Origin of the sequence: Bacteroides sp. 1_1_30 (assembly GCF_020982715.1) — a bacterium.
Classification (GTDB): Bacteria; Bacteroidota; Bacteroidia; order Bacteroidales; family Bacteroidaceae; genus Bacteroides; species Bacteroides xylanisolvens.
In genome coordinates this window covers 1-2,051 of sequence record NZ_JAJKHN010000189.1, presented here as the reverse complement: position 1 = coordinate 2,051, position 2,051 = coordinate 1, and the positions used below count along the sequence as shown (strand labels likewise).

4 protein-coding genes are annotated in these 2,051 nt (G+C 50.1%); all 4 read left to right on the top strand.

Going from position 1 to position 2,051, the window contains the following annotated elements; genetic code table 11:
• A partial coding sequence (locus LPH68_RS26050) for a hypothetical protein (protein WP_230297255.1) occupies positions 1-406 on the top strand: 406 nt, incomplete at its 5' end.
• Between the two features lie 129 nt (positions 407-535).
• Entirely contained in the window at positions 536-769 is a 234-nt protein-coding gene (locus tag LPH68_RS26045; RefSeq protein WP_149949497.1) for a hypothetical protein, read from the top strand.
• The gene (locus tag LPH68_RS26040; RefSeq protein WP_153881284.1) at positions 754-948 is read left to right on the top strand and encodes a hypothetical protein; all 195 of its coding nucleotides are present in this window, start codon (positions 754-756) and stop codon (positions 946-948) included. Before LPH68_RS26045 ends, LPH68_RS26040 begins: the two co-directional genes overlap by 16 nt.
• A 201-nt stretch (positions 949-1,149) precedes the next feature.
• Positions 1,150-2,051, top strand: a 902-nt coding sequence (locus LPH68_RS26035) for a reverse transcriptase domain-containing protein (protein WP_230297256.1), incomplete at its 3' end; no start/stop codon positions are given.

Here is a 2,051-nt window from a genome sequence, read left to right as displayed (position 1 = left end):
TGACATGATGGACGGCGTGGATCTGCCGAATGACAGCGGCAACCAGGGCAAATGGCGCATTTGGATGCCTGACGGCACAGTGCGCTGGGTGCAGGGCAAAACATCCAGTGACCAATGGATAACAGGCGTGGCGCATGGCAAGTATATGGACATGGTTCCGGTTGGTAATCTGAACGGATCATCTTCTACCTACTATTCCGATAAGTACTGGATAAGTACTGCCACAGTCCGTGTGGTCTATCGCGGGTACAGCAATGCGAGTGCGAATGGCGGTGTGTCGAATGCGAATGCGAACAGCGATGCTTCGAATACGTATACGCATGTCGGTTCCCGTCTGGCCTTCCGCGGCAAAATCGTCCGGGCGCAAAGCGTTGCAGCGTACAAGGCGATACGCGAGGTGTCGTAATCGCAAAGCGCCAAAGCGTGGAGCGAAGCGACCAAAACGAAAGAACGGGATTCGGATGGTTTCCGAATTCCATTTAAAAGGTATTCAAATACCGGCGAAGCCGGTCGAAAAAATAGAAATTTGAGGTATATGAAAAAGATTATCGCATTTTTGAAAATGAACAACCGTTACAAGCATCTTATCGGTGGTTTGATGGTAGGTCTATTTGGATTTACTCCTTGGACGGCCTTTTATGCTGCGGCCATTGCGGCTTCCTGTCTGGAACTGAAAGATACCCTTCGGGGAAGTCCTTGGGACTGGATTGATTGGGGACTCACCATCGCGGGTGGTGGTATATCCGTCTTATTTTGGCTGATAGTGTAATTCGTTTACCTGTTTTGCCTGTTAAATCAGTAACTTTGCAGCGGTGGAGCTTCCCGATAGTCCGTGTGGTCTATCGCGGGTACAACAATGCGAATGCGAATGGCGGTGTGTCGAATGCGAATGCGAACAACGATGCTTCGAATACGAATACGAATGTCGGTTCCCGTCTGGAAATCTGACGAATCGGCGTACAGCAGCGGGGACGTGTCCCCGAAGCGGTGCCGAGGGGAGCAAGCCACAGCAACAGCACCAGAAAAGGTGGAAAGCTGAAAAATCACGCGTCGGGTGGAGTTTGGTAGGTCACTTGTGATTCGAAGAAGTCGGACCCGGGGAAAGGAAGGCCCTTATCTTCCATGTTTATTAACCGACAGCTGAACAATATGCGCAGGGAAGGACATATCATCGAGGAAATCATCGAATACTCCAACATGTCGGAGGCGTTCGATACCGTACTGCGCGGCTCAAAGCGCAAAAGGTCGAGGCAGGGCCGGTATCTGCTTACCCATAGGGAGAAGATTATCGCCGAACTGGCGGCTTCCATTGCGGACGGCTCATTTCGGCTGGGCGGCTACCATGAGAGGGAAATTGAAGAATACGGTAAAAAACGTATTTTGCAGATCCTGTCCATGAAAGACCGCATCGCTGTGTTTGCCATCATGAACGTGGTGGACCGCCACCTGCAAAAACGTTACATCCGGACAACCGGGGCAAGCATCAAAAGGCGCGGTACTCATGACCTGATGAACTGCATACGTACCGATTTGCAAAAAGACCCGGAAGACACACTTTACGCATACAAGTTTGACATCCGTAGGTTTTACGACAATGCGCGGCAGGACTTTGTTATGTGGTGCTTCCGGAGGGTATTCAAGGACGAAAGGCTGCTGGTTTTGCTGGAGCGTTTTGTAACGTTGTTGCCTGAAGGTATCAGCTTCGGGCTGCGCAGCTCACAAGGAGCAGGAAATCTGCTTCTGTCTGTATTTTTAGACCACTATCTGAAGGATAAGTACGGGGTTCGTTACTATTATCGCTATTGTGACGATGGACTGGTACTCGGTAAATCGAAAGCGGAATTGTGGAAGATTCGTGATGCTGTTCACGGGCAGATGGAGAAAATAGATTTGGAAATCAAGCCTAATGAGCGGGTGTTTCCTGTAGAGGAAGGCATTGATTTTCTCGGCTATGTTATCCGTCCCGACTATGTGAGATTGCGGAAACGTATCAAGCAGAAGTTTGCCCGGAAGATGCACGAGGTAAAATCGAGAAAAAGACGGCGGGAACT